Genomic DNA, 25,605 nt, shown 5'->3' with positions numbered 1-25,605 from the left:
TTCTACAAAGCCATCTCCAGAACCTGAAGATGGCGGGTCAGTTCGACGAACTCGCGTTCCCCGCGGTATTCACCGTACAGCGCCTCGTCCACCACATCCGGCGCGAGTCCGGTACGGTCGGCGATCCAGGCGCAGCGCTGCTCGCGGGTCATCGCGCGCAGCGCGTAGTGCTTGTGCAGCCACTGCTGTTCCAGCCGCCGCTGATGGGCGCTGAACAAGCGCTGCGCCTTGTCCAGGCGCCACAGGTAGTTGGCCCCCGCCTCGAGGTGCTCGCCGAGGTCGCGCCGCGGCCGCTGCGCAGGCGGCAGCAACGGTCCCAGCCGGCCACCCAGCGACCACAGCCATAGAAAAATCAGCAACGCCGCCGCGACGACGGCGGCCGGCGCACGCTGCCAGATCAGCGTCGCTAGCGAAGGCATTTTCACGTCGCGGACGAACCAGACGTGGGGATGGCGCGGCAAATCCAGCAACAACGCCAAGGCCAGGGCGTGGTCGTGTCTGCCGATCTGGCGGTTGGTGATAAAGCCGATGTCGCTCAGCACCGTGACCACGCCCTTGCCCAGGCGGTATTGCAGCAGGCCGTAGCCCTTTTCCCAGCGCACCGCCGCCGTCGCCTTGCCGCTGCGGTCTTCCAGATAGCGGAGAGGGCTGAGATGCACGTGCACCGCCTGTGGGTAGTCGGCGAAGTGCATCGCGACGGTCTCCGGCGGCTTGTGTTTCGAATCGTAGCGGGCCAGCTTCAGGCGCACCCCCAGGGCCGCCAGAAACCCCTTGGACCGCACCCCGCGCCGTACCAGCAGCGAGCTGTTCGCCACCACCACCAGCCTGCCGCCCGCGGTGACCCAGTTCCGAAACGCCTGCTGCCGGCGCGGGTCCAGCACGTTCCCGAAGCGATCGATGACGAGCACGCCGTCTGGCGGCGGCAGCTTGCGCCACAGGCCCGTCCCGCCAATGCTGCCGGACTGTCCACCGAGCCGCCTGATCAGACGTTCGGCCGCCAGGAACGGATCGCGCAAAGCCGCCTCGCCGTAGCCGCCGCGTACCGTGCGGGAAGCGAGTACGAAATTGTTGTTGAACCAATACACGCCTCCCGCCGCGCCAACTGCGAGAACGACGGCGATCAGCAGCCACACCAGGCCCTTACGCATCGCCTTCGCTCCGGTAGCGCTTGCCCCAGTCGTCCGCCAACGCGGCGATATCGGCAGCGTCAGGTGGTGCGTGGGCGTAGGCGCAGCGTGTCCACATATCGGTCAAGCGTCCGAACAGGGCCGCCTCGCTCGCGGGACGCTGTTCGCCCACCAGCCTCCGGCATTCACCCTCGGTAGCACTCTCCGGAATGTGCATTCGGCAATCGTTCACCAGATGCGCCAGAGTGGCCCGGTAGAGCAGGCTGAGAGCGTCCCGCGACGATTCGCGCTCGAGCAGCCCGCGCACGGCTCCCGCCACGTCCGCCGGCAGGGAATCGGGCGTTATCGGCATGCCGAACAGCGTGGTCGCGACGGCCGACACGCCTGCCCGGCGGCGGCGCGGAAACCGCCCGCCGTGGCGCAGCGTATACACCAGCAGCCATCCCAGAGCCAGGGCAGCCGTCGCCATCAGCAGGTATTTCAGCAGATCGGCCACGTAAGCAACCCACTCGAACACGCTGAGCGCCTTGCCTGCATCCGTCTTGGGCCCTGGGCCGACGCGTTTCCAGTAGTGTTCCACCTTCTCCCTGCCGAAGACGGGCGCCGCCAGCACCTTCGTGACGGCGCGGCGTACCTGCAGCCCGTAAGTCGGCTCGGATATGGCGCCGAACACCTCGCCACCGCTCGCCTGCTGCGCCGCATGAGCGCCACGCACCGGCATCAGCGTCAGTGCCAGCACCGCGCAGCAGACCAGCGCCACCGCGCTGCCGCCCCGAAAGCGCGGCGCCATGCGGCGGAACGGCAGCTCCAGGTCCCAGGCCTCCAACTGCGAACGCCGATTGAGGTAGAGGGAAAAACCGCCGGCCACGTAGAACGGTGCGATCAGCGACATCGCCAGCAGCCAGAAACCGTTGGCGAGCCAGGTCAGCGCAGGCTGGACGCCGCTGTAGGGCGTCCACAACGCCGAACGCAAGGACTCCGGCAACAGGGAGGTCAGCAGCAACACCGCTCCCAGTGCCAGGATGCCCTCGAAGTTGGAACACACGACGGTCAGCCAGAACGCGGCCGAACCTCCGCCCCCGAGCACACCAGCCCGCTTGCGCCGCTCGGCCCCGCGCAGCCCTTCCAGCTGCGCCACCGGCAGGAACAGCGACCGCCTGCCGCCCAAGCGCCACAGCGTGAGATTGTGCAGTAGACGCGGCAGCAGCACCTTGCGCCATTCGCCGGCCAGTTCGCGCACGGACAGGGATTCGCCGAACAGGCGGCGGCTGAGCCAATACAGCAGGGCCGGTTCGTACAGCGGCTTGAACCACCAGACCGCAACCGCGGCCCAACCCGGCGAACCGTGGAACACCAGCAACGCGAGGCCGGCGACCGGCAGCGCGGTAAGCCACCACAGCCCCCAGAGAGGCAGGAACCAGTGGCGAGCGATAACGAATCCAAGATCGAGCCCTTCCCAGGGCGTGCGACTGCGCACGTTGACCGCCAGGCGTTCAAGCTCCATCTTGATCGCGCCCCGCCAACGACAGGTACAGGATGACCGCCAGCCACAGCAGCGCCGCCGCCGCGAACTTTACCGGCGGAGCGATGGCGCCGTCGCCCGACCAGAACGCCTCGATGCAGGCCGCCACCAGCAGCATCAGCGCCGCCCCCATGACCAGCTTAACGGCTTCGTGCGCCTCGGCGCGCAGGGCCTCGGCGCGGCTGCGGCGGCCGGGCGCCAGCAGCGCCCTGGCCAGCATCAGTCCGGCCGTGCCGCTGATGCAGATCGCCGTTAGCTCGAATGCGCTGTGTCCCGCCACGAACGGCCAGAAAGTACCGAGAAATCCCAGCTGTGTCAGGTGCCCGGCCACGGAGCCGATGGTGACGCCGTTGAACAGCAGGAGCAGCAACGGTCCGAGACCGAAGACGATGCCGCTGGCGAACGTGCGGAACCCGATCCCGATGTTGTTCCAGACGTAGTAGCCGAACATCTGGACGTCGGTACTCGATTCGCGCGCCTGGCTGCGCCCCAGCTTGCTGTTGGCCGGATCGTACATGTACTCCATCCGGCTCACCTGCTTGGAACTCATGACGGTATAGATGAAGTCGCCGTCGTGATAGCACAGCCCGCCCATCACCACGGCCGGCAGATAGAACAGCGCCGAAGCCAGCCAGAACAGGCGGGCGTTGCGCCGCAGCGTACGCGGGAATTCACTGCGCACGAAGCGCACGGCACGCCACCACCACAGGCTCTTGCGGCGATAGAGCTGACGGTGTCCGCGCAGGGTCAGGCCGTGCAGCTCGTCCACCAGCGCGCTGCTGTAGCTGCGGTGCCTGGCCAGAGCGTAGTCCGCGCACACCTGCCGATACAGCTCAGGGAGTTGCTCCAAAGGAGCAGCCTCGCGCCGGCGCGAAGGTTTTTCCAACTGATCGAGAAGCCGGCGCAACAACTCCCAGGCCGGACGGCGCCCTTGCACGAACTGCTCCTGCTTCATCGCCCTCGCGCCAGCCAGTTGGCGTAGCTGTGCGCCCGTTGCACGGCCCGCGTGCCGTGCTCTCCGGTCAGCAGCTCGGCCAGTTCCTCCACCCGTGCCGAGGCCAGGGTACCGCTGCGTTCGGCGAAATCCAGCAACGCGCGCTGCTCGTCCGTGGACACGCCCGCCGGCAGAGGCCGAGGGTCAACGATCGGCAGGGCCGCGGCCTGCTGGGCCCGGTCCGCATAGATCACCAGGGTTCCCGCAGCCAGATCACCGAGGCGCTTGAAACGGCGATTGATCAGCACGCAGGCCAGACCCGTGGCATACAGGGCCGGAAAGAAGTCGACCACCCGCAACAGATTGCGGATCAGCGAAGCCGGCACACCCACCGGCGTACCGTTATCGTGTACCACCAGCAGACCGAGCACTCTCTTGCCCGGAGTCGCTCCGCGGCTGACCTCGAAATAGACCGGATACAGCCATTCCATCAGGAACAGCATCACCAGAAACAGGCCGACGCCGAACCCGGCCAGCCGGGCAATCGCCAGCGACAGCCCTGCCAACACTGCATAGCGAATCACCCCGTCGATGAGCCAGGCCAGCGCGCGCGGCACCGGCCCGGCGGTTCTCAGACCGAGATCGACGCCTTCCGGCGTCTCGAAGGCGTATACGGTATCGAGTGGCGTTGCCGACAAGACGGGTTCAGTGGGCCAGCCCGGGAATCACGACGGCGGCGACGATGCCGCCGACAAGCGCCAACACCATGAAACCGATATTGATATAAGCGAGAACCCTCTCCCAGCCGCGGGTGAGGCGCGGCGATCCGAAACGGTTACCTCCCTCGGAACCGGCTTTCAGCACCAGGAACAATCCGAAAACGACGTTGGCTAGAGGTACCACAATCAGCAGTAACCACCAACCAGACGCATTGCAATCGTGCAGCCGGCGAATTGCAATGAGCGCGAAAAACACGAATGCCACCAGCTCCAGCGGCAGCAGCAACGCCATGCCCGCCCCCGGCACCCCATTCGCGCCGGACGTGAACATCGACGCACCGAAGATGGCCACACCAAGCACCGCCATCACTGCGTACATGGCGATGCCGACCAGGAAAATCCAGGCAAGATAGCTGAGCCGCCCGAAACGCCCCTTGGGCGAGAGCGGGTTGGTCTGGTCGTAGGTTCCGTCATCGATCATGCTGGAAACGTCGACAGACGGCGCGCGATACGGATTGCTCTGCTCCATTATCAAATACCCCTTGCGGTTTTTCTTGGCTCTTATCGGCGGCAAGGCACGCAAAACCATACGCAGGACGTTGCCACCGCCCACACACAAATAAGCACAAAATAGACAAGGACTTCAAGCTCTTCGGCCGATGCCGTTCCCGCGCCTCGCATCGAACATCTAGCGGGACTCCGGCGCAGAGGCTGCTCCGCTGGATCAAGCCCACCTTGCACAAAGCCGGCCCTGCCGGAGCCCGATTTCCAAACGCCCTTCTATTGGCCGCTGTCGCCCAGACACGAGGGCATCCTGCCACCGTTTTTCTGCATCATTTCCCTGCCGAGTTTGCGCTGGAACCGATGCAACTCATCCTTGTGCTTGTGGTAAAAGGCCTTGTTCGACGCACTCAACACGGCGCCGGGTCCATCGCCCTGTCCTGCCATTGACGGATAGCGCGAGACCATCTCCTGCATTGCAGCCGCCATCAGAACCGATATCCCGAGTATTGTCTCGCGCGCGGTCAAGCCCACCTTTTTCAACTCGGCATGCACACCGGGCTGCGCATCGAACGCCTTGATGGTCTGTTCGAGCGACGACGATGCATTATCCGCCTTCCCGAAGGCGACCAGAGGCGACAACTGGCACGGGCGCTTAGCTGCCGCTTCCTCGTAGGCCTGCCATTTGCGTATGAACTCCGGCGTCAGCTTGAAGCCTTTGAGCGCGGCCATGTCGCCGGCTTCCGAAGCGCTGGCCGTATTGACTGCCGCGCTCACCAGCACGGCGAGTACCAGTACCGATAAACCGGCGCCGAAAACACGTGAAATTCGCTGCATCATGTTCCCTCCCCAGAGTTTCAAGAAACGATTGAACAAAGCACGTCAGTTTTCGTCCCAATCGGGGGAATAGGCCGGTGCGACGCATGCCCACCCCGTTTCCCCCTGCGTGCAATAATGCGGCATCGATACCAACCGAGCCTGCGGCACGTCGACCGCTCCCGAGCGTGCCTGCGATCCCGACCCCCGTGTCCACGCGATGTGCACCACGGCCCGCCCCTCCGATTGTCCGGGACGCGCCGTGATCCGCCAATCGTCGACCGCGGGATTACCCTGCCCGGACACGTGGCGGCTGCGCAAGCTCAGCACGCCGCGTTGCCACGCCATGCTGCGGCCTTCGTTCGAAAACGCCAGAGCCGTCTTCGTATCGACCGTCATTAGAAACGGCATGAGACCAAGCGGCACCGGCTGCGGCGCAGCGTCGAGACTGCCGTTCAGGCGGTAATGCGCCAGGATTCGATCCGGCGCACCGACATCGGTATCCAACAGCAGGCAGCGGTGCCCAGCGTCGATGCAGTCGCCCGCCGTCACGCCCGGCGTATTTGCATCGACACGCAGCGTCACCCCCCCATAAGGCCGATGTTCGACATGATGCGCCCGCTCCGGCCAGAAAACGAAACTGAGTCCACTGTCATTCTCCTCGGGCGTATCGGCATAGACCTTGATCCGCCCGCCGTCCGTCCGCACTACGCCCAGCGGCCCCTGAGCGATCCAGGCCGGCATGTTGTCCAGCCGCGGCTGCGAGTTGAACAACAGGTAGACCGGCTCAGGCGCCGCCTGCCCTTGTCCGTCCGGCGCACTGAACTGGGTACGGTAGCGAACCGTGGGCGCCACTGCCGTCGCCGCCGGGCCGCCCGCCCGTAGGCGGCAGCTATCGCTGAAGCCCACTTCAACGGTGGGTAGCCGGTGCTGCGTCTTCATTTCCCGCGCACCGCCTCCGTTGTCGATCAAACCGAGGGTACCGCCGCCCGGGCAGGCCATCAACTGCGGAGGTTTGCGCGAACCAGTCCCGCCGAGGCCCTCCGATACCGCCTGGAACGGTGCCCGGCGAGCGGCTAGCGGCCACGCCCACTTAACCGTGCCGTGCCAATAGCGCACCGTGGCATCCAGCGCCAGAACCGACTGCAAGGCAACGGTCGTCATGGCCGTCGCCATCTGCGCATCACTGAGGCGGAGCTTGCCGGAACCGGCCGCCAACTCCTGCCGATAGGCGTGGATGCAGCCGGTCCGGCGTATGCCGCGAGGCGTGCTCTGACACAGCTGTTCCGCCTTAAATTCGAGCCGGTCGGAAAGCGAAGGCGTCGCGGCAGCGTCCGACGCCCCGGCCTTGCGCGCATGCGCAATCACACTGCGCAACACCTCTGCGCGAGCGCCGCCCGTCTTGAGGATACGTCCGTCCCGACTACGAAGAATAAACATCGGCGTATATCCACCCCACCCCTTCCATGCCTGGAACAAGGTCTGGTTGGCCGGCGGCAGCGTCCACTGGCGACCGGCGGGAAGCCGATATCCCCCATGTTTCGCCTGCTCGTCGTACTGTCCGAGATCCTGATCGAGACTCGCGGCGGGATCACTTGACGACAGCATGGCCCCTGCCATGGCGGCGCTATCGGCACGCATGTAGGCGACAGGGACCCAGCGCACGGGGATACCCGGATAATCGCTGCGCATGCGGCGATACACCCGCGCGTCATAAGGGTTGTTGGGATCGAACACCACCTGTATCGAAGGCTCCGCATGCGAACTGCCGTCGATCACGATGCCCCCGGCATTCGCCAGCGTCGTCCATGCCGATTCGGAGAGTACGCCGAAATGCACCTTGGACACGGGGCGTGAATCGGCATCGCGCTGCCCGCTCTGATCCGCGGACCGCTTCATGCTGACCGTATCGCCGCAACGCAAGGAACCGTTCAACACCAGCGTTTTCTGGTGAGCGAAATCGGCATTGACCAGCTTCGCGTCGTGGAACGTCACAGTCCAATGCCCGTTCGAACGTGCAGAGGACACGCCCTGCCCTGTTCCAAGGTGCATGAACTGGTTTTCCGCCGTCACATGCGCCTGATCCAGTTGAAAAATGATCGCCCCCTCGGTATATGCCAGATAGGGGCCGCTGTCCCGCGAAGCGCTGTCGCTCTGATGCGGCGCCATCAGCGTCTGCAGTTTGTCGCCGATGAAGCTGCAATCCGCCGAGGCGAAATGCGCCGCTCCGTGCTGTGCACCGCTATAGCGCAGCACGCCGACCTCGTCCGCATATGCCGGCATACCGAACATCGGAACGACGCTCAGAGAAGCGAGCATCTGAAAAACGCGCAATAACGAATGCGTCCGTAATCGTCCGTTCATTCCCCAACCCCTTTGGATAAGCCACATCCCGCCCGTGCTGCATCGTACACCACAGACAAAACTCGCAGGAGGACACTACCCCGGGTCAGACGACACGCGCCGATATTATTCTTACGGTCCCCCAATCCTTTATCGATTCGGCAACTATTTAGTTGCCGAATCGATAGTACGACTCTCCTGGCAGGAAAAAGTTCGGCCAAGAAGCAGGCTTCAAAGCGGTGCACGCGCCTCCCGGCGACGCGGCAGCCGTATTTCCGTCATGCCCATGGCAAGCACGATGAGTCCCGCCCCCAACAGCTGCGCCGCATTCATCAGGCGACCATCGAACAGGTAATCGAACAGACCGGCGAACACCGGCTCCATGATGAAGATCAGCGCCACCTGTGTGGGCCCCACCCGACGCTGCATACCCGTCTGCACCAGATAGGCATACGCGGTGGCGAGCACGCCACAGACCACAACACCGACGTAGACCTTGGGATCGGCCAGCACGCTCGCCTGCACTGCGAGATCACCGTATAGGCCAGCCGAAAACGCCAGGCTGAGCAGCAACACCACTGACAGCTGCACCAACGTCAGCACCCCCACGCTGACCTCCGTATGCTTGACGAAACGATCCGTCACCACGATGTGCAGACCGAAAAACAGCGCACAGACCAACACGTATGCATCACCCACCACTACCCCGCCAACGCCGCCGGTCAGCGAGAGCAGGAACAACCCCAATAGGGACACGCCGGCTGCAACAGCCTCGATACGACGCACCCGTATGCCGAGCAGGAAATGACTGAAGAACGGCACCAGCACCACCGACAGACCGGTGATGAACCCGGCCTTGCCCGGCGTCGTGCTCTGCAATCCGATGGTCTGGGTGATGAAGCCGCCGAACAGCAGAGTGCCGAGCACCACGCCGTAGCGCAGGTGGCGGACCAAGCCGGCGGTCCGCAGCCCGCCGCGCATGGCCACCACCAGACCGACCAGCGCCGCGCCCAAAGCGAACCGAGCCGCGTTGAACATATAGGGGTTGGTAACGCTGACCGCATCGGCCACAACCACGAAGGTCAGTCCCCAAACCGCCGACACCGAAAGCAGCGCCAGACGCGCGCCGGTCTGCCCGCCGTTATGCATGAATCGTCCCTTTAACCCTTGTTGCTGGAAGTCAGCGATTATGCCGGGAAAATCGCCGCGGCGTGCTGGCCGATCCGGCTGTAAAGCGTCATCGGACCGAGAGCAGCCCAGTCTCCACCTCCGGCAAGGCGCGCGACTGCAGGCGCTCCCTCTCCCCGGTTCTTCGCACGACACGGTCCGAATGTAGACCGCAGGCACTAGACGACTGGTCTATTTCTGTTATGATGCATCGCATGAATGCCGTGAGCCAAACCACAGACGTCAGGCTGCACATCCTAGAAACCGCACAGCTTCTGATGAGCCAGCGCGGCTTCACCGCGGTCGGGCTGAACGAAATCCTGAAAGCGGCCGACGTTCCCAAGGGTTCGTTCTATCACTACTTCGAGTCCAAGGAAGCATTCGGCAGAGCCCTGCTCGAGCACTACTTCTCCGTCTATATGGAACACCTCGACGGCATCCTCGACGCACCGAACGGCTCGGCCGCCGAACGCCTGATGAACTACTGGAAGCACTGGCTGCAGACGCAGACCAGTTGCGATCCGGAAGGCAAATGCTTGGCCGTGAAGCTCGGCGCCGAGGTGTCCGATCTGTCCGACGCCATGCGTACCGTGTTGCAGCAGGGTACCCAAACGATCGTCGAACGCCTGGCGGCCTGTATCGGCCACGGCCTGCAGGACGGCTCGCTTACCATGGACGGCGATCCCCGGCAGACTGCCGAAACGCTCTATCAACTGTGGCTGGGCGCCAGCCTGCTGGCCAAGATCACCCGCGACCGCGAGCCGCTGGTTTCGGCGTTGGCCGCCACGCAGCACCTGCTTCACCTCGATACCGCCCAGACCTGAAACCCGCCGGCATCGCCTTGGTTCTCCGCAAGCGAGAGGCATTCATACACCCTCAAACTAGACGACTGGTCTATTTCAAAGGAAATATCATGTTCGATTTCGAATTTCACAATCCCACCAAAATCGTCTTCGGCAGGCAGACCGTCGCCCGCCTGGACACCCTGGTTCCCGCCAATGCTCGGGTGCTGGTGCTCTACGGCGGCGGCAGCGCACAGAAGAACGGCACGCTCGACGAAGTCCTCGGCGCACTGGGGTCGCGCGAAATCCAGCAGTTCGGCGGTATCGAAGCCAATCCGACTTACGAAACGCTGATGCGCGCGGTCGAACTCATCCGCGAGCAGAAACTCGACTTCCTGCTCGCGGTGGGCGGCGGCTCGGTAATCGACGGCACCAAATTCGTCGCCGCCGCCGTGGCGTATCAGGGCGAGCCCTGGGAAATCCTCGAAACATACGGCGCGAAGGTGACGCAGGCCCTGCCCTTCGGCAGCGTGCTGACACTGCCGGCCACGGGTTCCGAAATGAACAACGGCGGCGTGGTCACGCGCAAGTCCACCCAGTCCAAGCTGCCGTTCAGGAGCCCGCATGTCTTTCCGCAGTTCTCCATCCTCGACCCGGACAAGACCCTCACACTGCCGCCGCGCCAGCTCGCCAACGGCGTGGCCGACGCCTTCACGCACGTCGTCGAACAGTATCTGACCTATCCGGTCGAGGGTCGGGTGCAGGACCGCTTCGCCGAAGGCCTGTTGCAGACCCTGGTCGAGATCGGCCCCAAGGTGCTAAACGACCCCGATGACGACGTGCGCGCCAACCTGATGTGGGTCGCCACCCTGGCGCTCAACGGCCTCGTCGGCGCCGGCGTGCCGCAGGACTGGTCGACCCATATGATCGGCCACGAGCTGACCGCCGGCTACGGCATAGACCACGCACGCACGCTGGCGGTGGTACTGCCCGCCAACCTGCAGATCCGCCGCGAGAGCAAGCGGCGCAAACTGCTGCAATACGCCGAACGCGTCTGGCACATCACCGACGGCAGCGAAGAGCAGCGCATCGACGCGGCCATCGAACGCACCCGCAGCTTCTTCGAGAGCCTGGACATCCGCACCCGACTGCACGACTACGATATCGGCGCCGACGCCATCGACGCGCTGATCGCCCAACTCGAGGCGCACGGCATGACGCGACTCGGCGAAGGCAAGGACGTCACCCCCGACGTCAGCCGCCGCATTCTGGAAGCCAGCCTGTGACCACGCACCGCATGAGGAACCGATCATGAGTAAAACGATCAATCGCCGCATCGTGCTGAACGCACGCCCCAGCGGCGCACCCACGCCCGAGGATTTCCGTCTCGAACAGGAGGAAGTGCCGCAGCCGGCGGAGGGCCAGATGCTGCTGCGCACGATCTATCTATCGCTCGACCCTTACATGCGCGGACGCATGAACGACGGCCCCTCCTACGCGCCGCCGGTCGGGCTGGGCGAAGTGATGGTGGGCGGCACCGTGAGCCGCGTGGAGACCTCCCAGCATCCGTCGTACAAAGCCGGCGATCTGGTGGCGGGCTTCAGCGGCTGGCAGGAATACGCGCTGTCCGACGGCGAAGGCCTGACCCGGCTCGACGACGGCATGGACCGGCCCTCGCTTGCCCTGAGCGTACTGGGCATGCCCGGCTTCACGGCTTACCACGGCTTGCTCAACATCGGGCAGCCTAAAGCTGGCGAAACGGTCGTGGTGGCCTCCGCCACCGGCGCCGTGGGCTCGGTGGTCGGACAGATCGCCAAGCTCAAGGGCGCACGCGTGGTCGGCGTCGCCGGCGGCGTCGACAAGTGCCGCTTCGCAATGGAAACGCTCGGTTTCGATGCCTGCATCGACCACCGCGCGCCGGACTTCGCCGAACAGCTGGCCGCCGCCACGCCGCAAGGCGTCGACGTCTACTTCGAGAACGTCGGCGGTGCGGTTTTCGAAGCGGTACTACCGCTGCTCAACGTCGGCGCCCGCGTGCCCGTGTGCGGTCTTATCGCCCATTACAACGACACCCAACCGTATCCCGGCCCCAACCTCGTGCCGCAACTGATGATGCGGATTCTGACCCGACGCATCCGCGTCCAGGGCTTCATCATCATGGATCACTTCGCCGACGGCTTCGGCGCTTTCCAGCACGACATGGCCGGCTGGGTCGCGCAGGGCAAGGTGACGCTGCGCGAACAGTTCGCCGACGGGCTCGAGCAGGCCCCGCAGGCCTTTATCGATCTGCTGTCGGGCAGGAATTTCGGCAAAGTCGTGGTGCGCGTCGGCGAAGCCTGAACGCCGCCGCAACCGCTCACATCACGGGCACGGCGCGCCGAGGCGCGCCCGCCCTCCAATCGATGCCACCGCAAAGGATCAAACCATGAAAATTCTCGTCGTCCTCACTTCGCACGACACCCTAGGCGACAGCGGGGAAAAGACCGGCTTCTGGCTCGAAGAACTGGCCGCGCCCTACTACGCCTTCGTCGATGCCGGAGCCGAGCTGACCCTGGCCTCGCCCAAGGGCGGCCAGCCGCCGCTCGACCCCAAGAGCAACGAACCCGCCTTCCAGACCGACGCCACGCGTCGCTTCGAAGCGGACGCGACGGCCACTGCCGCGCTGGCCGCCACCCGCAAGCTCGCCGAGGCATCCATCGCCGACTACGACGCGGTGTTCTACCCCGGCGGCCACGGACCGCTGTGGGACCTCGCCGAGGATGCGGCCTCTATCGCACTGATCGAAAGCGCCGTCCGGGCGGACAAACCGGTCGCGGCGGTGTGTCACGCCCCGGCAGCGCTGCGCCACGTCAAGGACGCGGACGGCAAGCCGCTGGTCAACGGCAGGACCGTCACGGGTTTCAGCAACAGCGAAGAGGAAGCGGTCGGCCTGACCCAGGTGGTCCCGTTCCTGGTCGAGGACATGCTCGAGAGCAACGGCGGGCACTATTCCAAGGCGGCCGACTGGCAGTCGCACGTGGTGCAGGACGGCCTGTTGATCACCGGACAGAATCCGGCCTCGTCCGAAGCCGCCGCCCGCGCCCTGCTCGATCAGCTCGGCTGAGGGTAGCTCCTGTCGGTCTGCGATGAAGCGCATCCGATTGGGCGTTGATGATGCGGTGGCGGGGGTACTCGAGCCACCGCACATTCTTTGTGCGCATGGGACGCGTTACGCCCGAGTACCTTTGTTCAGCGCATCCCGACGCGGTGGGCGTGGGTGATGTTGGGGTGCGCTGCGCTTACCCCAACCTACGAATCGCATCTTGGATCGAGCGACCCTGGGGGGCGGCATCGCCGCGATTGATCGAAACTGCAATCCGTAAATCGCGCACGAAACAAAACCCAACGATCTACAGAAAACATGTCTTGAATTCCTACTCCGCTGAGGCAGCAGTCACCGATATTGCTAAACTGCTCCCCCCACTCCTACCCCGCAACAACCAACACACAGCAGCCCACGCCATGCATATCCACGTCATCACCACCGGCGGCACCCTCGACAAGATCTACCATGACGCGCTTTCCGAATACCGCATCGGCGATCCCGCGATCAATCACATTCTCGACGAAGCCGGCGTGACCTTCGAACACACCGTCGAGGAACTGCTGCGCAAGGACAGCCTGGAACTGGACGACGCCGACCGCACGCTGATCCGCAGCCGGGTGGAAGCCTGCCCGCATCGACATATCCTTATCACCCACGGCACCGACACCATGACCCACACCGCCGAGCACCTGCTCGGCATAAGCGGCAAGGTCGTGGTCTTCACCGGCGCCCTGCAGCCGGCGCGCTTTCGCGTCAACGACGCCACCTTCAACGTGGGCTTCGCGCTCGGCGCGCTGCAGGCTTTGCCCGACGGCATCTACGTCGCCATGAGCGGGCAGATCTTCGCCGCCGGAACGGTCAGGAAGAATCGCGCTGCCGGGCGTTTCGAAACCTCTTGAGCACGCTGAATAAAGGCCGCCAACAACATCCGCTGCAAAGCGCAGCGAACGCGGCGGATCGGGCCGGGGTCACAGCGGATGACCGGCAGGCCTGTGCTGAATGGCCTGTTCGGTCACCCGCTCTGCCAACCAGACATTGAATCTGCCGGCATTCAACTCGACGTTCTCACCGGCATGGATGTGCGCATGCCAGCTCATCGCTACGTCGCCCGCGTGCCCGCGCTCGAGCAGGAAAGCCGCCACGGGACAGGCATCCGCCGGGACCGGCTCCTTAGGCGCATGCAGCCACCGCCAATGATAGGCGAGCGCCCCGATGTAGGAACTCACCGCGTACGTGGAAGGAGGCAGGGTGAATCCTTCCAGCCAGCACGGAAAAGCCGCCGCAGGCATAGGCCGGGCCAAGGCAAAACCCTGCCCCTGCGGAACGCCCAGACACCTCATCACTTCCACCAGTTCCATGCTGCTCAGGCCCTCCACGACCAGCTCGCGTTTCAGGTCCTCACTCAGGCGAATGAGCGTCCATAGCAGCGTCAAGGTCGGCAACGGGTCCAGGAGCAACCGACTGACCAGATTCTGGTCGATTTTCAAGGTGTCCAGCGGCTGTTTGATAAGCCGCAACAGACTGGAATAACCGGCTCCGAGGTCATCCATTGCCAGGCGCACTCCGATCGCCTTAAGCCGTTCGAGGGCCTGCTCCTGCTCGGTCTGGTCCAGGATCTCCGTTTCCAGCAGTTCAAGAATCAGGCGCTGCGGCTCGAGCCCGCGCCGGCGCAGCGCCTGAGCGATGCTGGCGGCAATGTCCGGTTCCACCAGGATATTCGGCGGCAGGTTGAGGCTGACGGACACGGTGACGCCGTCCGCCTCCCACTGCTGAAACCAGTCCAGCACACGTTCCAGCCCCATGCGAAACAGACGGTACAGCTCCGCATCGCCAAGCAGCGGCAGAAACCGGTCCGGCGGAATTTCCCGGCCGTCTTCGAGCACGAGCCGGGCCAGTGCCTCGGCCTTGTTCACACGGCCGCTGTTCAAGTCGACGATAGGCTGAACACGCAGATCGAAACCGCCCGAGAAGAGCCGTACCCGCCAGTGTGCGGCCTGATCACCCGACACCACGGGAACCGGACGGCGGACCTGGTGCAACAGCCACTCCCAGCGCTGCTGCAGATTCCCCGCCCACTGGCGCATCACCGGCCGATCGAACTGGTGCGGATAGGCCCCGTACAAGGTCAACACGAGCACGCCATGGCCGCGTTCGTTACGCACCGGCACGGCCATCGCCGAACGAATTCCCAGCTCGTCCGCGTACTTGCACCATAACCGCTGCCGCGGATCGGTGAGAAATGCGGAGACGCGCTGTATCTCAAGCATGCGCCAGGTTCGCGCGCTGAGCCCGCGGCCGCGTGGATCGGAGGCGTCGGTCAACAGCTGCAACTCAGGAGTGTGCAGCAGGCCGGCGACGCGTTCTCCCTCGCGACCGGCATGCGCTTCTATCGTGAACACGCCCTCCGCATCCGGGCGCATCAGCACCACTGCACGGATACCCAGCAGCGCACCCAGCTTGCTCAGCTCCGACTCGACCGCATCGGGCCAACGCGTGCCGGATTTCGACAACGGCGCAGCAAGCACGCTCAACAGCTCTGTGTCGACCGCCTCCAGCGCCTTCAGCTCTCCTTGCAGCGCGTCCTGCAGCCGCTCGCCCGCGATCAGCAGCAGGCGATACCGTTCGCTCGGGCGCAGCGGCGCCCTGTTCAGATGCTCGCTCAGCAAACGTTTGTACAGGTCGTACGAGGCGATCAGGACGACATTATCGACACCGGCCAGGGCGTGAACCTTGCCGATGGACCAGGCTCGCTCGCGCTGGGTCTCCAAGCTCTGACCCGGGCGCATGAGGAACTTCATATACTCAATCTGCTTGCTCTTGAGCTGCTGAAGCTCGGCGGGCGCAAGCATGGAAAGGATCACCCTGGAAGCCGGGTCGTAATCCAGCCCGGCATAGAAATCCTTGACGAACGTCCCGGCGATTTCGGCAAACAGCGACTGGTGCCCGACCAACAATTCGTCAGCAACCTCGCCATACGGGGCGATAGGAGGTTCGACCTCCGGCAGACGCGCCTCGGTCGTACCCAGGCGCCACCAATGCCGCCGGGCGCCCTTGCGCTGCTTGGCCTGATACATAGCCGCGTCCGCGAAGCGGATCAGGCCGTCAGGTTCATCGGCATCCAGCGGAAACAGTGCCAGACCCATGCTCATATCGATCATGGCCTGCCGCCCCCCGCCCAATTCGAACGGCGTCTCCACCACGGTATGCAGACGATCGAGCACGCCCCGCAATTGAACGATGACCTGCAGTTCGTCCAGGTCCTCGAACACGAGCACAAATTCATCGCCACCGAGACGCGCCAGGAAATCGCTCTCGCGCAACACGCCGCGCAGGCGCCCGGCAAGCTGTTTGAGCAACTCGTCACCGAGCGGATGCCCCCAGCGGTCGTTGACCGGCTTGAAATCATCAAGATCCATCACGCCCACGGCGAACTCGGTACCGTGTCGGCGCGCGCGGGCAATGGCGCGCGGCAGGTGCTGCTCCAGCGCATAGCGGTTGGGCAGTCCCGTGAGCACATCCAGACGTGCGCGCTCGGCCTCCAGTTCCCGCAAAGTGGACAAACGCTGTTTCAGATCCAGTTCGTCCATCCTGCGGCCCAACAGCTCTGCAATTTGCTGGCACAGATCGCGGGTCTCCTGATCGAACACCCCGCGCTGAGGCGCCGCCATACCGAGCACCGCCCAGACCCTGCCCTGGCGCAGCAGCGACATCGCCAGCACCGAATGCCAGCGATTGCGTTCGAAGAAACCGATCCACGCCGCGCCTTGCGCGGACTTCAGACTGTCGTTGGTGTACTTGCGCTGACCAGTGCGAAACGCGCGGCTACTGAGCGCGACGTCCTGCACATTGACACGCAGCGACTGGAGCGAGCGTGCGCCCCGCCCTGCACTGGCCAACACGGAAAAGTACCCTTGCGTATCCGGCCGCACGATCCAGACCGCGTGGAAAGGCGTACCCCGGATCAGATTGCGACAGGTCTTGCGCAACAGCTCATCATCGCTGCCGGAACGCAGCAATAGGTTCCCACCCTTGATAAGCGCCCGATAAAGGCGCTTTTGACGCAGCAGACTCTCTTCTGCACTCTTGCGCGCATCGATGTCGTCCAATACCACGAGCCAACAGCGTTCGCCCGGGTCGATTCCGTCCACGGGACGCAAAGTCAGACAAGCCCAGAACATGAGCCCATCCGCTCGATGCAGGTACAGTTCGCGCTCTGTCGACACACCACGTGCATGAGCCTCGCGCAGGCACTCGAGATCGGCGTCCGTCGCACCGCCATCGCGCAACAAGAGGTAAAGCCCGCCCTGCAGGGATTTACTGTCCCGCCCCAGTAGCGAACCGAATGCCCTATTCGCGTACAGCACGCATCCGTCCGTGGCGAGCACCATCATGCCGACATCGATCGAGTCGAGCACGACGCTCCGTAGACGGCTACAGTCGCTGTCGCTGCGTTCATCCAGCACCAGCACCAGGGCTGCTGCCAGGCAGCGCTGCAAAGATCGATCGAATTCCGTCGACGCTCGCGGCGTGAAGCTCGCCAGCAGAAAGAACCCGGGCGTGCGCTCGCCGCGAACGGCAAGCGGAAGCAGCCAGCACGCCGCGATGCCAAGACGCTCGAACAGCGGCCGCAGTTCCAGACAGCGCGCATCGTTACAGGCATCGGCCGCAAACAGGGGCTCGAGCGGAAACGTTCCCTCGGTATCGGCGTCCGCCACCCCTGACGGCGCAGACAGACGCAAACGCCCCTGCGCATCCGGCAACGCCACGGCGGCGATCGTCTGCGGCAGCGCCGCCTCGACAATACGGCACATGGCGTCGGTTCTGGCTTCGTTCGAGGCCCCACTCAGTGCGATTTCGAACAGCTCCGCCTGTAGCTCCGCAAGCCGTTGCCCACCGTCCGCGGCATCCCCCGATTCCGCTGGTCGCGGCACGGCCGTCGTTTCATTTTCCATGCCACCCAAACCGCATGTTTTCATTAGAAATAGCAGTCGATGCATCCGCTTCGGCAACCTCGCGCAACAGCGGGAGGACCGAAACGGATGATCCGGATAGCAAGTATACGTGCGCGACGGCGAATAGGCTTACTCGATGCGCGTGTTTTCGGGCAGACCCACTCTATCCGGTTCTATTCGCCCCCCGGCCCGGCACGAACGGCAGATCCGCGCATGGAACTGTCATCGCCGGCCGTAGCGGCCCGCCAGCCAGACCATCGCCGCCAGCAGCACGGCGGCCAGGCCCCAGCCGGCGGCAGCCGCATCGCCTGCGGTTACCAGCAGCAGGGCCAGCAGCACGCCCACCGCCACCGCCGCGCTGTTGGCCGCGTCACCGAACAAAGACTTCACCAGTGCCTTGAAGAACGAACTCATGCCTCACCTCCGGCGCGCAGGCGCAAAGCGCGGCCGCGATGCCATTGCACCGCCAACAATCCGCTGCCGGCAAACAGCGCGAACAGCAGCAGGATGGACCAGTCGGACAGCGGCCATGCCGCCTCGCCACCCAGGCCCTCCGCAGTCCAGAACGTGCCGAAGGCCAGCAGTGCGGAGCCGACGGCGAACTTGATCGCATTCTCGGGCACGCGCGTCAGCGGCGCGCGCAGAGCGATGCCTAGGAGCACCACCGCAACCAGTCCCAGCAGTGCAGCCATGCTCACCGGTCCGAACTCGCCCTGGCGGTAGCCCAGCGCCACCACGATCAACCACACTTCCAGCCCCTCGAGCAACACGCCCTTGTAGGCCACCAGCCAGGCGGCACGACGATCGGCGCGCGACAGCGACTCGCGCGTCTTGGCATAGGCCGCAGCCTCGTCGTGCAGGGCGATCAGCCCGGCGCTGCGCGCCACCGCCTTGGCCAGCCAGCGCAGGCCGAACAACAGCAGCAGGATGCCGATCACCAGACGCAGCCAGTGGATGTCCAGCCCCAGGCTCAGGGCACCGCCGGTCATCGCGATCAGCGCCGTCACGGTGGCTAGGCCGGCGATCGTGGCGCTTCCGGCGCTGCGCCAGCCGACGGTAACGGCCACCGCCAGCACGATGGTATAGGCCTCGACCCATTCCACGGTCGAGGTCAGGAAGGCGGCCGTGAACACGGCCCAGTCATGCGGCGTAAGACTCATCTGTTTCCTCTTCTTGTCGTATCAGCGCTTGTGATCGCGTGGATAGAGCAGCGCCTTGTCCCAGTCGACGCGCAGGTGCAGGCGCTCGCCTGCCGCCACGCGTTGCGGCAGGCGCAGGTGGATGCTGCCGTTGGGCAGGTCGACCAGCGCCGACCAGCCATCGCCGGCATAGCCGCTGACCCGCACGACGCCAGGAACGGCTCCGGCTCCGGGCTCGGCCGGACTCAGCCATTGCGGGCGCAGATAGAGCGCGGCCGGGCCGCCGCCGTTCAACGCGGCGTCGGGCGGGCACGGCGCGACGATGCCGGCCCAGGACAGCGCGTTCTCCAGCGGTTCGACCGCGAACGGCCCGGCAGCGCCGGTGAAGTGAGCCACGAACGGCGAGACCGGACGTTGGTACACGGTCTCGGGTTGGTCGAGCTGCAGCAGCTTGCCGTCGCGCATGACGCCCAGTCGGTCGGCCAGAAAGAAGGCCTCGGACTGGTCGTGCGTGATGTAGAGCGCAGCGATCCCGGCCTCGCGCACGGTATGCGCGATCACCTCGCGCAGCTCGTCGCGCAGCTTGGCATCGAGGTTGGACAGCGGCTCGTCGAACAACAGCAGCCGCGGGCGCGCGGCGATGGCTCTCGCAAGAGCTACACGCTGCTGCTGCCCCCCGGAAAGCTCATAGGGGTGACGCCGCTCCAGAGTGCCCAGGCCGACCTGCTCCAGGGCGACCCGCGCGGCCTTGCGCCAATCGCTGCGGCCACGCTCGCGCAGCGGCAGGCCAACGTTGTCCAGCACGCTGAGATGCGGCCACAGCGCGTAGTCCTGGAACACCATGCCCAGGCCGCGGCGCTCCGGCGGGCGCGGCGCGCCCCTGGCGTCGTCCACGATTTCGCCGCCGATCCTAAGCTCGCCGGCATCGAGGTGCTCGAGCCCGGCCACCAAGCGCAGCAGACTGGTCTTGCCCGAACCCGACGGCCCGAGCAGGCACAGGATCTCGCCGCTCGTGAGGCTCAGGTCGACGCCGGCCACCGCCTGCGTCTCTCCGTAGCGCTTGAAGGCGCCGGCTATCGTCAGTACGGCATCGTTCATGCCGGCCTCCTCAAGGTTTCACGCCGCCACGCGGCCGGCACCAGCCGCGCGAACAGCCACCGGATCAACAGCACCGCGCCGCCGACGATCAGCACCGAAACGATCTGCAGCGCCGCCTCCGTGGCGTACTGATATCCATGCAGATAGGCGATCAGCGCCACCGCAAGCGGTGGGGAACCCGGCGGGTACAGCAGCTCGGAGGCCGGCAGTTCGAACACGATGTGGCTGGACGTCAGCAACCAGGCGAACAGCAGCGGCGTGGCCAGCAACGGTAGCCGTACGCGCAGCCATTGCCGCCAGCGCGTCAGGCCGTGCACCTGCGCGGCCTCGTGCAGGCTGCGATGCTGCTGGCCGACCGGCCCAAGCAGCATGCGCGAGGCCGCAGGCAGCGCACCGGTCAGATAGGCCATGCCCAGCAGCGGCGAACCGCCGTAGAGCGGCAGCCACGGCTGGTTGTAGGCGAAGATGTAGCCGGCGGCGAGAATGAGTCCGGGCAGTGCCATGATGGTCAGCAGGGCCCAGTCCAGCAGCCGCGCCAATCCACCGCGATGCAACAGCAGCACGGTCAGCGCCAGCCCCAGAACCACCGCTGCCAGACCGGAGAGCACGGCCATGCGCGCCGAATACAGCAGCGCGCCGAATACGGAAGAGGCCTGAAACACCCTGGCGTAGTATTCCAAGGTCAGATTGCCCGGCGCAAAGCCGAGGTTCGGATCCTTCACCAGCGAGAGCCCCGCGGCCGCGATGAGGGGCACTCCCAGAGCAAGCAGCAGGAATATCACGGCGCCGCCCAGATGAAGCAGCGTATGCGCCGGACGCAGTCGGCGCGGGCGCGGCGGTCGGGCGCGGCCGGTCAACACGCTGTAGCGGCCGGCATGCCGATTGATGCGGGCCTGCAGCCACACTGCGGGCAGCACCAGCACGATCAGCAGCCAGCTGGCCGCGGCAGCAAGCGGGAAGTCCAGCGGCTGGCTACTGATCGCCGAGTAGATGGCGTAGGTGGCGAGCGGAAAGTTCACCCCCGCGGCCAGCGTCGCGGCAACGCCGAAATCGCTCAACGCCTCGGCATAGACAATGGCGAAGGCGGCGGCCAGACCGGGCGCGATCAGTCGCAGCGCCAGACGGATCCGGGTCAGCCCACCAAGCCCGTGCACGCGCCCCGCCTCGTCGATTTCCTCCGGCAGCCCCTTCCAGGAACTGACCAGGGTGAGATAGGCGAACGGCATGAACTTGAGGCCGAGCACGAACATCACCCCTATCGGGCCCAACACGATCGAGGCCAACCAGGGCAGATTCAGCAGTCCACCGGGGGCGAGCAGCGTCTGCCAGCCGATGGCCATGAAATAGGACGGCAGCAGCAACACCAGCCAGATGCCGAGTTCGATCAGCCGCGCGCCGGGCAGGCGCGTACGCGCCGTCACCCAGGCCAACCAGGCGCCCGTGGCCGTGCCGATCACGCCGGCGCCGAGACTTATCCAGAGCGAGTTGAACAGCGCCTCGATGTTGTAGCCGTTGAGCGCTTCGGCAAAAGGCTGAAGACTGAAACCGCCGCTGCCCTGGCCGAAGAGTCCGGGCCACACCGCCAGGGCGAGAAAGCTCAGCAGCGGATAGACGACCAGCAACACCACCGCCACCGCCGGCAGAGTCCACGTGGCGCCGAACCTGAAAGAAGCCAGGCCCCGGAAGACCATCCCGGAGACCGGCGTTTTCAGGCGCAACGTTTCCGAAGCGGCCGCCATGCGACTCAGTGCACAATGTGGTTGGTGAACCAGCGGTCGATGTCGCCCTCACGCGGACCCCACACGGTCGGGTCGGCGGTCTGCACGGTCACGCCAGCCAGCGACGGAATCCCCTGCAGCGGCGAAGTGCCGGCGACAACGGGGTAGTAGAGCGAATCGCCGGTCGGATCACCCTTCTGCGCCACCGCCTGGCCGCGCTTGGAGAGCAGGAAGTTCACGAACTTCTCGGCCTCTGCGCGAACCTCGGGCGAGGCATGCGAGCTGATGCCGATGGTGCGCGGTAGCAAGGTCACCGGATTCGGATAGATCACCTTGAACGGCATGCCCTTGAGCATGCGGCCGATGCCGGCGCTGTTCTGCACCATGGCCACGTCGATCACGCCATGATCCAGCGCGCGCAGCGTCACGCCGTTGGTACGGAAGGTCTTCAGACCATTGGCCTTGAGTCCCATGTACCAGGTCTTGCCTGCCTCTTCGCTGCCGCGCCACAGCATCTGGCCCACGACGAAGGGATAGGTCGGCCCCGATACCGCCGGGTTGTTCATGCCGATCATGCCGCGATACCTGGGATTGGTCAGGTCACCCCAGCTGTGCGGCCAGTCGGCCTCGGGCAGCTTGTTCTTGTTCACCACGATGACGCCGGCCAGCGAGGCGGCACTCGCCACGTAGGCGTGATCGGAAGGCTGAATCTTACGGCCGATGCTGTTCCAGTCGACTTTGGGCGCATAAGAAGCAAGCAGGCCCTGCAAAGCCAGGTTGCGCATACCTTCCGCACCGTCGAACCAGACGATGTCCCACTGAGGATTCTGCTTCTCGGCCTGCACGCGCGCCAGCAGCGGACCGGTGCTCATATCGACCATCTTCACCGGGATGCCGGTGGCCTTCTGGAAAGCCTTCGCCATGTCGGCGTCGTAGCCGATCGCGGAGTAGATCACCAGCGGCTGGGCGGCATGAGCGGCGGCGGACAGCCCCAAGCACAGCGCGGAAGCGGCAAGAAATGTCTTTGCAATCGCGGACGTACGCATCTTCGGGATTTCTCCTTAACAAACGGACAGGTGTAACCGGCTCGTCATAATCCGGCCCCAAACTTCAGCACGAAGCGATGCTAGTCCCGCACCCCGGCCATCACCTGACGCAAACCTGACGCAAGCTTGAAAAACCCCATGAATTCCCTGAAAAACAGATATCTAGAGACAGTTGAACGTTCTGTGACAGCGCATGCGGTGCTGTATCTACGCATGCGCCGCGGAGAAGGCGAACTCGGCCGGCGCCTGCGCACGGAGGGCTTCACGGTGCACTATCTGCGCCGCCCCTCCCTGCTGCGTTCCCACTGCAACACGCTGCCCTGCCAGGCCCTGATCGCCGATCCGGGCACCGCGCACACCCTCGCCGATGTCTCCACCCTGCCCCGCATATGCCTGCTCCTGAACGATGCGGCCGACGCAGCCTCGCCTCCGACCGCCCTGCGACTTGCCGCTGACACGCCACCCGCGGAGACCATCGCCCACCTGCGCGCGCTGCTGCGCCGCATGCGCGGCTATCCCCCTCAATACCGTGCCGGGTCCCTGGGCATCGACGTGTGGCGCGGGCGCGCCAGTCTCGCCGGATGTCCCCTGGACCTGCAGCCAAGAGAACTGCGCATGCTCGCGCTGCTCGCCCGGCGCCCCTGGCAGGCCGTGCCCACAGCCCGCCTGGCCGCTTCGATCCACCCCGACGGCGAGGCCTGCGCCTCGCTGGTCCCAACCTATATCGGCAGGCTTCGCCGACAGCTCGGCACGCGTTTCATCGAAACCCTGCCCGGCGTCGGCTACCGCCTCACGCCCCCCGAACAGGTATCGTCATGAAAATATGCCTACTGCGCGGCACAGCCGCCGCTCATGCCGAGTGGACCCGCCGCCTCGAACGCTTCGGTGCCGAGGTGCGTCCGCAGATACGCACGGCGGTGGAAGAAGCCATCGTGCTGCTCACCCCGGAGCCCGAAACGGCGGCGCGGCAGGTGCGCGAACTGCGCGAACAATGTCCGATGGCGGCGCTGTTGGTGCTGACCGATGCCGAATTGATACTGCGGGTGCAGCTGCTGGAGGAAGGCGCGGACGATCTGCTGCCGACGCACACCGCTCCCGAAGAGGTCATTTCACGCCTGAGCACGCTGGCCGACCTGGGCCCGGAGGCCGGGCCGTGGACGGAGGTCGGAAAACTGCGGCTGGGCCCCAGCCGAGTCGCGGTATACCTGGACGAACGCCACCTCGACCTGGGTGAACACGCCTACCGCGTGCTGCGCAGATTGGCCGAAGCCGCGCCGGACTCGGCCTCGCGCGAGGCGCTGATGAACGCCGGTTGGGGCGAACCGATCGAGGACAACCGCCTGGACGCGCAGATCCGCCGCCTGCGCAACGCCCTGGCGCGGACGGCGTCGCCGCGTATAGAAACGGTCAGGGGACTGGGCTACCGGCTGCAGGCATAGGACGGACGGTCCCTACGAAAACGACGCGATCACCAAGAAAATAAAAACGAAGCGCGACCAGGCCGCCCCAAAAGCCACTCGCAGGAACAGTAACTTCAATCTGTGCGCCTGCGTGGGGCGCGACGCTCGTCGATCTCGTACTGCCGCGCCTGCAGCCTGTTTCAATCCACGCGCCCGCGTGGGGCGCGACCTTTATCCCGTCCGGAACCCAACACGCTGTGTGCTCGTTTCAATCCACGCGCCCGCATGGGGCGCGACCAGAGCATCTTGACCCAACGCGGAGACACCACGCCGTTTCAATCCACGCGCCCGCGTGGGGCGCGACGAGCCCCTGCGTTACCTGCGTGAAGCTGCTGCTGTTTCAATCCACGCGCCCGCGTGGGGCTCGACTTTCCTTAATTTCGAAACAGCGCCGCGCGTATTTAGTTTCAATCCACGCGCCCGCGTGGGGCGCGACCCGCGAAAGCGGCCTCTCGGTTAAGGAACGAGATGTTTCAATCCACGCGCCCGCGTGGGGCGCGACTTGTCTGGGGTGGGAATTATTTCCCTGTCTTATGGTTTCAATCCACGCGCCCGCGTGGGGCGCGACAGCTGAAGCGCGACATGGAAGGCATCCTGACTTAGTTTCAATCCACGCGCCCGCGTGGGGCGCGACTGGCGTATGCAGGCAACGAAGACCTCTCGCCGATGTTTCAATCCACGCGCCCGCGTGGGGCGCGACTCGAAGTGGTTATGCAGGACCAGCAGGTCGTTTAAGGTTTCAATCCACGCGCCCGCGTGGGGCGCGACCATTTGAGATCGCCCAACGGCATTACCCAAGTGGTGTTTCAATCCACGCGCCCGCGTGGGGCGCGACCACCTGCCAAACGGCAACCACATCGGCGACTTCGAAGTTTCAATCCACGCGCCCGCGTGGGGCGCGACACTTTCAACGCTTTCGCCAGCTCCAGTTTCGATTGTTTCAATCCACGCGCCCGCGTGGGGCGCGACTCACGCACCACGTCAGGATTCCATCGACGGAAGTTGTTTCAATCCACGCGCCCGCGTGGGGCGCGACGTTACCAAGGGTTCGGAAGCGCTGCCGCATGTGGCGTTTCAATCCACGCGCCCGCGTGGGGCGCGACCAGGTGGCCGATAAAGCTGGCTTCGAATTCGGCGTTTCAATCCACGCGCCCGCGTGGGGCGCGACCGGCAGCGAGTACCGCGTGACCGCCAGG

General features: G+C 65.1%; 21 protein-coding genes and 1 CRISPR repeat array. Of the genes, 7 read left to right on the top strand and 14 right to left on the bottom strand.

Going from position 1 to position 25,605, the window contains the following annotated elements:
• Positions 1–2: 2 nt before the first annotated feature.
• The 8 genes from P8014_RS06625 to P8014_RS06590 all read right to left on the bottom strand — a co-directional run bounded on the left by P8014_RS06625 (position 3) and on the right by P8014_RS06590 (position 9,111).
• Complete coding sequence (locus tag P8014_RS06625; protein WP_337816524.1) at positions 3–1,148, bottom strand: DUF4350 domain-containing protein; 1,146 nt, start codon at positions 1,146–1,148, stop codon at positions 3–5.
• Positions 1,141–2,631 (bottom strand): DUF4129 domain-containing protein, encoded by a 1,491-nt coding sequence (locus tag P8014_RS06620; protein WP_337816523.1) that lies wholly within the window; start codon positions 2,629–2,631, stop codon positions 1,141–1,143. Before P8014_RS06620 ends, P8014_RS06625 begins: the two co-directional genes overlap by 8 nt.
• Positions 2,621–3,604, bottom strand: a complete 984-nt coding sequence (locus P8014_RS06615) for a stage II sporulation protein M (protein WP_337816522.1) — start codon at positions 3,602–3,604, stop codon at positions 2,621–2,623. Before P8014_RS06615 ends, P8014_RS06620 begins: the two co-directional genes overlap by 11 nt.
• Entirely contained in the window at positions 3,601–4,281 is a 681-nt protein-coding gene (locus tag P8014_RS06610) for an RDD family protein (RefSeq protein ID WP_337816521.1), read from the bottom strand. Before P8014_RS06610 ends, P8014_RS06615 begins: the two co-directional genes overlap by 4 nt.
• Positions 4,282–4,288: 7 nt before the next feature.
• Positions 4,289–4,831, bottom strand: coding sequence for a DUF805 domain-containing protein (locus P8014_RS06605; protein ID WP_337816520.1), 543 nt, complete (start codon positions 4,829–4,831; stop codon positions 4,289–4,291).
• A 251-nt stretch (positions 4,832–5,082) separates the two neighbouring features.
• Complete coding sequence (locus tag P8014_RS06600; protein ID WP_337816519.1) at positions 5,083–5,679, bottom strand: hypothetical protein; 597 nt, start codon at positions 5,677–5,679, stop codon at positions 5,083–5,085.
• A 6-nt stretch (positions 5,680–5,685) separates the two neighbouring features.
• On the bottom strand, positions 5,686–7,938 hold the full coding sequence (locus P8014_RS06595; protein ID WP_337816518.1) for a hypothetical protein: 2,253 nt from the start codon (positions 7,936–7,938) through the stop codon (positions 5,686–5,688).
• 255 nt (positions 7,939–8,193) lie between these two features.
• Positions 8,194–9,111: a DMT family transporter gene (locus P8014_RS06590; protein WP_337816517.1), complete on the bottom strand. Its 918-nt coding sequence runs from the start codon at positions 9,109–9,111 to the stop codon at positions 8,194–8,196.
• Positions 9,112–9,344: 233 nt separating this feature from the next.
• On the opposite strand from P8014_RS06590, the gene P8014_RS06585 reads away from it, so the two are divergent.
• The 5 genes from P8014_RS06585 (at position 9,345) to P8014_RS06565 (ending at position 13,895) form a co-directional block, all read left to right on the top strand.
• Positions 9,345–9,953, top strand: a complete 609-nt coding sequence (locus tag P8014_RS06585) for a TetR/AcrR family transcriptional regulator (protein ID WP_337816516.1) — start codon at positions 9,345–9,347, stop codon at positions 9,951–9,953.
• An 89-nt stretch (positions 9,954–10,042) separates the two neighbouring features.
• Entirely contained in the window at positions 10,043–11,197 is a 1,155-nt protein-coding gene (locus P8014_RS06580) for an iron-containing alcohol dehydrogenase (RefSeq protein WP_337816515.1), read from the top strand.
• 25 nt (positions 11,198–11,222) lie between these two features.
• Positions 11,223–12,251, top strand: a complete 1,029-nt coding sequence (locus P8014_RS06575) for an NADP-dependent oxidoreductase (RefSeq protein ID WP_337816514.1) — start codon at positions 11,223–11,225, stop codon at positions 12,249–12,251.
• Positions 12,252–12,336: 85 nt separating this feature from the next.
• Positions 12,337–13,014 (top strand): type 1 glutamine amidotransferase domain-containing protein, encoded by a 678-nt coding sequence (locus tag P8014_RS06570; RefSeq protein ID WP_337816513.1) that lies wholly within the window; start codon positions 12,337–12,339, stop codon positions 13,012–13,014.
• A 398-nt stretch (positions 13,015–13,412) separates the two neighbouring features.
• Complete coding sequence (locus P8014_RS06565) at positions 13,413–13,895, top strand: asparaginase domain-containing protein (RefSeq protein WP_337816512.1); 483 nt, start codon at positions 13,413–13,415, stop codon at positions 13,893–13,895.
• Positions 13,896–13,964: 69 nt separating this feature from the next.
• Here P8014_RS06565 and P8014_RS06560 read toward each other — a convergent pair whose 3' ends face one another.
• The 6 genes from P8014_RS06560 to P8014_RS06535 all read right to left on the bottom strand — a co-directional run bounded on the left by P8014_RS06560 (position 13,965) and on the right by P8014_RS06535 (position 22,949).
• The gene (locus P8014_RS06560; protein ID WP_337816511.1) at positions 13,965–17,927 is read right to left on the bottom strand and encodes an EAL domain-containing protein; all 3,963 of its coding nucleotides are present in this window, start codon (positions 17,925–17,927) and stop codon (positions 13,965–13,967) included.
• Positions 17,928–18,170: 243 nt separating this feature from the next.
• Entirely contained in the window at positions 18,171–18,362 is a 192-nt protein-coding gene (locus tag P8014_RS06555) for a hypothetical protein (protein ID WP_337816510.1), read from the bottom strand.
• Entirely contained in the window at positions 18,359–19,108 is a 750-nt protein-coding gene (locus tag P8014_RS06550) for a hypothetical protein (protein ID WP_337816509.1), read from the bottom strand. The genes P8014_RS06555 and P8014_RS06550 overlap by 4 nt, the downstream gene beginning before the upstream one ends.
• 21 nt (positions 19,109–19,129) lie before the next feature.
• The gene (locus tag P8014_RS06545; RefSeq protein WP_337816508.1) at positions 19,130–20,185 is read right to left on the bottom strand and encodes an ABC transporter ATP-binding protein; all 1,056 of its coding nucleotides are present in this window, start codon (positions 20,183–20,185) and stop codon (positions 19,130–19,132) included.
• Positions 20,182–21,924 (bottom strand): ABC transporter permease subunit, encoded by a 1,743-nt coding sequence (locus P8014_RS06540; RefSeq protein WP_337816507.1) that lies wholly within the window; start codon positions 21,922–21,924, stop codon positions 20,182–20,184. Before P8014_RS06540 ends, P8014_RS06545 begins: the two co-directional genes overlap by 4 nt.
• A gap of 5 nt (positions 21,925–21,929) precedes the next feature.
• On the bottom strand, positions 21,930–22,949 hold the full coding sequence (locus P8014_RS06535; RefSeq protein WP_337816506.1) for an extracellular solute-binding protein: 1,020 nt from the start codon (positions 22,947–22,949) through the stop codon (positions 21,930–21,932).
• 183 nt (positions 22,950–23,132) lie between these two features.
• On the opposite strand from P8014_RS06535, the gene P8014_RS06530 reads away from it, so the two are divergent.
• Both P8014_RS06530 and P8014_RS06525 read left to right on the top strand, forming a co-directional pair.
• Entirely contained in the window at positions 23,133–23,768 is a 636-nt protein-coding gene (locus tag P8014_RS06530) for a winged helix-turn-helix domain-containing protein (RefSeq protein ID WP_337816505.1), read from the top strand.
• Complete coding sequence (locus P8014_RS06525; protein ID WP_337816504.1) at positions 23,765–24,388, top strand: winged helix-turn-helix domain-containing protein; 624 nt, start codon at positions 23,765–23,767, stop codon at positions 24,386–24,388. The genes P8014_RS06530 and P8014_RS06525 overlap by 4 nt, the downstream gene beginning before the upstream one ends.
• A 92-nt stretch (positions 24,389–24,480) precedes the next feature.
• A CRISPR array of direct repeats spans positions 24,481–25,577; the repeat unit is 32 nt; unit sequence GTTTCAATCCACGCGCCCGCGTGGGGCGCGAC.
• Positions 25,578–25,605 lie beyond the last annotated feature (28 nt).

The sequence above is a fragment of the Acidihalobacter sp. genome, from assembly GCF_037381185.1.
Taxonomy (GTDB): Bacteria; Pseudomonadota; Gammaproteobacteria; order DSM-5130; family Acidihalobacteraceae; genus Acidihalobacter_A.
Note: the sequence above shows the minus strand (reverse complement) of the source record. Positions and strands in the feature narration are given on the sequence as shown.